4 protein-coding genes are annotated in these 3,628 nt (G+C 60.0%); all 4 read right to left on the bottom strand.

The annotated features are described in order from the left end of the window. A partial coding sequence (locus tag LDK53_RS21700; RefSeq protein ID WP_225288044.1) for an ABC transporter substrate-binding protein occupies window positions 1-254 on the bottom strand: 254 nt, incomplete at its 3' end. Further along, window positions 251-1,279 carry a hemin-degrading factor gene (locus LDK53_RS21695; protein ID WP_225288043.1) on the bottom strand — a complete coding sequence of 343 codons (1,029 nt, stop codon included), beginning with the start codon at window positions 1,277-1,279 and terminating at the stop codon, window positions 251-253. The genes LDK53_RS21695 and LDK53_RS21700, both read right to left, overlap by 4 nt. Before the next feature lie 35 nt (window positions 1,280-1,314). Beyond that, complete coding sequence (locus LDK53_RS21690) at window positions 1,315-3,297, bottom strand: TonB-dependent hemoglobin/transferrin/lactoferrin family receptor (RefSeq protein ID WP_225288042.1); 1,983 nt, start codon at window positions 3,295-3,297, stop codon at window positions 1,315-1,317. 77 nt (window positions 3,298-3,374) lie between these two features. Beyond that, on the bottom strand, window positions 3,375-3,557 hold the full coding sequence (gene hemP / locus LDK53_RS21685; RefSeq protein ID WP_025757323.1) for a hemin uptake protein HemP: 183 nt from the start codon (window positions 3,555-3,557) through the stop codon (window positions 3,375-3,377). Between the last annotated feature and the right edge of the window lie 71 nt (window positions 3,558-3,628).

Genomic DNA, 3,628 nt, shown 5'->3' with positions numbered 1-3,628 from the left:
GCGCTGGCCAGCACCAGCGTGGGGCGCAGGGATAAGATCCCTTCCGCGTTGAGCTGGCGCAGATAGCCTACGTCAGGCAGCGCATTCGCCGCCTGGGGCCACTGGCTGGTGCTGTCGCGCGCCACCAGCGAAGAAGCCGCACCGAGGGCGTAGACAATCTCGGTGACGTCGCCGCCGAGCGTGACGATTTTCTCCTGCGGCGCAGCAAACGCCAACAGGGGCAGGGCGCCGATCAGGGCAAGCCACCGTTTCATGCGGCCAGCCCTTTCGCCGTTAAGGCGTCAATCTGGCTGCGCCACCGGCTCTGCTCCGGTTCGCCTTCGGTACGCTGGCCGTAAAGCTGGGCGATTTGCGTCCCGTCGGCGGCAAACAGCTCCAGGCTGGTGACATGCCCGTCTGCCGTTGGTTTGCGCGTGACCCACGTTTCCGCAATGGATCCTTCAAGCAGATGCAGGGTAAAGGTTGGGTTAAAGATATTGAGCCAGCCTTTCATCGGCACCAGCTTTTCCACCGCGCCGGTGAAGATCTGCACGCAGCCGCGGTTGCCGACGAAGATCATGATGTCGTTCCCGTCACGGCGGACCGTCTCCAGCAACTGCGCCAGCGCGGTGTTCGCTACCCTGCAGGCCAGATCGTCTCCCACCAGGCGAAACGCCTGTTGGCGGCTGAGGTTATGGCGCTTGAGCAGGCTGAAGAACTGATGCACGTCGGTCATGGCGCGCCACTCGGCATCCACGCGCGCGGCTTCCGGCTGTTCAGCGTGGGCCGGGCGATCGGCCACCTGTAACGCCAGCGGGGGATTCTCGGCAAAGATAAAGCGGGTCAGCATGTCGCCCCAGGCGGAAACGTCGGTGTTCTCCGTGGCGTAGACCTTCAGCAGGGCATCGCCCTGGTGGTCGAAGAACTGAATGCTCTGCCGCTCGCCGCGGGCGGTGGCTTCACTGATGTGAAATGCGCTTGCCCACTGGTTGAGGAACAGGCGCAGATCCAGCGCGCGTGGGTTAAGCACCAGCCCGGCGTGTCCGTTCAGGTGCTGGTTGGTGAAGCTCCCTGTCTGTTCATGTACGGCATAGTCGTTACGGCAGATACATTTGGTTTCGCCCACCGCTTCCAGCGCGCCCAGGATCTCGCGGATTTCACCGCGCAGTCGCCAGGCGTCGTGACCCACGCGGGCAAAGGCCAGCTCTGCTTCGCTGATGTGCATTAAGCCGGCGATATCGCGCGCGTACTTTTCCGGATTATCTTCTTTGAGCTCAAGCCAGCGTGTGTAGTGATTCATTGTCTTTTCCTTCTGAAGAGTGGCCCCGACGGGAATTACCACTGATAACTTACGAAAATCTTGCCGTTACGGCCGTCCTGCGGAATGCCCTGAGGTGACCAGTACGCTTTGTCAAAGGCGTTGCCCAGCACCAGCGTTGTGGTTACGCCTTTGAGCCGCTCCTGACCTTTGTAGCTCACGTAGAAGTCGTTGACCGCATAGCCCGGCTGCTGGCTGTAGCTGCTGCTGATATGTGTTGAGCGATCGACAAAGGTGCCAATCCAGCCGACGGAGAAACCGCTTTGCGCCACCGGGATGTCCAGCTTGCTGGTCACGGTGTCCGGGTTGATGCTGGAGATGTATTCGCCCGTATCGGTGTCTTTCCCGCGCGTGCGGTTATAGGCCAGGTCGAGGTTGAAGAGGTCGGCCGAGTAGGTTGCCATCATGTCCCAGCCCCAGATTTTGGCGTTCGGGACGTTATAAGACATGGTGGTCGCGGCGGCAAAATCGACGGTGGTGGAGATGTAGTCTTTGGCTTTGGTGTCGAAATAGCTGGCTTTAAACTCCAGCGCATCGTTGGCGAGTAGCAGATCGTCGAAGCGCAGGCCAAAACCAAACTCCTGCGTTTCGTTGGTTTCCGGGCGCAGGTTCGGGTTTGGCACCCAGTAGTTGGTATAGAAGCGTCCGATGGAGAAGTGTTTGGCGTCGTTATACATCTCGCCCATGGTAGGCGCGCGGAACGCCTGCGCGTAAGAGCCAAACAGCATCAGCCAGTCGGTCGGGCTGATGGTTAACCCGGCGCGGGATGACCATTTATCGGCATCGACATCGTCGTAGCCATCGCTGCTGCCGCGGTAATTGTCATAGCGTGTGCCGCCAAGGAGGGTGACGGGAAGATCGCGAAGGGTAATTTCATCCTGCAACCAGCCAGAGCTGAAATCGATTTTCGCTTCCGGGAAACCGGTGGTGGCCCCGCCCGGGTGCTGCTCCTGACGGTAGTATTCCCCACCGTAGGTCAGCAGATGTGCCGCAAAGGTGTCGCTGAACAGGCGCGTGCGGTTTTCCACTTTGCCGCCTTTGGTGGTCTGCTGGCGAAACTCACCGCTGCTGTCGATATTCTGTGCGTTAATGCGCGCTTCGGACCAGTAAATTTTTGCGTCGGCGTTCAGCCAGTCGTTACCCGCCGGGGCAATGTTATAGCCCAGCTGCGCGTCACGCTGAATGGTGGAGCGATCTGTCATCGGGTTACTGCTGTCCGCCCCGGGAGTTTGCGGGTTTTTCGGCTCCCGGGCGGCGTTGTTATAGTAGCGCAGGGAGCCGCTCAGGGTCTGGGCCGGATCGATTTTCCAGCTGCCTTTCGCCAGCATGTTATTGATGGATTCGTCGTTAGGCGCCGTTGCACCGTCGCTCTGGCGGATATCTCCGCGATCGCGGCTGGACCAAGACACCAGCCCGTCCAGCGTGTCTGTGCGTCCGTAGGCGCTGGCCCCCATGCCAAGGCTACGATCGCCCGTCGCGCCGGTACCAAACACGCGGTAACCGCTGCTTTTACCCGGCTCCAGCAGATCCTTCGCATCGACGGTGTCATACGAAATCACGCCGCCCAGCGCGCCGCTGCCGTACAGCAGGGCCGACGGACCGCGAACCACTTCGATACGTTTAATCAGCGCCGGGTCGAGGAAGGTGCTGTTCAGGTGTCCGGTATCGGTTCCCTGGCGCACGCCGTCCACCAGCACCAGCACGCCGCGACGGTCATAGCCGCGCAGGTTCACGTCCTGCCCGTTGGTACGCCCGGTGCCGTCCAGCGTCAGACCGGGGATGTTACGCAGCAGGTCGGCAGCCGAGCTGGCGGTCTGTTTCTCCGGGGCGCTGGCGTCAATCACGCTCACCATCATGGGGGCTTCAAAGGCGCTGCGGGCGTTACCCGTGGCGATCACGGTCATTTCATCGGTGGCGGCAAAAGCGATGCCCGGCAGGGCGCTGACGATCGCCAGCGCCAGAAGTGACGGACGTAAAGATGCGGAAGGCAGGTGTGGCATAGCAACTCTCCATAAGTATTGAAAAGCGCTGGCTGCCTGGGTTTCACCTGGGTGGCTGGCGTCGTTTTTTGTGTTGTTTATTTCGTGAGGATCAGTTTTCCGGCATGGGTCTGGCGCAGAAGGTAGCGCTGGCCGTCATGCTCGATAATGACCCGTCCCTCATCGCCGAGCAGGGTTTTGCTGTCAATCCTGCGCTCGGTAGGGGCTGGCGCTGTGTGTGTTTTTGCTGGCGTTGCCGCGCTGTTATCCGTACGTGACATAATGTTTATAAATAACAATCAATGTAACAATGATAATCATTATCAATAAACTGCAAATTCACAGCAAGCGT

Source organism: Enterobacter sp. K16B (assembly GCF_020216105.1).
Classification (GTDB): domain Bacteria; phylum Pseudomonadota; class Gammaproteobacteria; order Enterobacterales; family Enterobacteriaceae; genus Enterobacter; species Enterobacter sichuanensis.
This window is presented reverse-complemented; position numbering and strand designations above follow the sequence as displayed.

Bases quoted from the DNA above. Each gene is read 5' to 3' on its own strand.
- LDK53_RS21695 (WP_225288043.1), bottom strand. From the start codon at position 1,279: ATGAATCACTACACACGCTGGCTTGAGCTCAAAGAAGATAATCCGGAA.
- LDK53_RS21690 (WP_225288042.1), bottom strand. From the start codon at position 3,297: ATGCCACACCTGCCTTCCGCATCTTTACGTCCGTCACTTCTGGCGCTG.
- hemP (WP_025757323.1), bottom strand. From the start codon at position 3,557: ATGTCACGTACGGATAACAGCGCGGCAACGCCAGCAAAAACACACACA.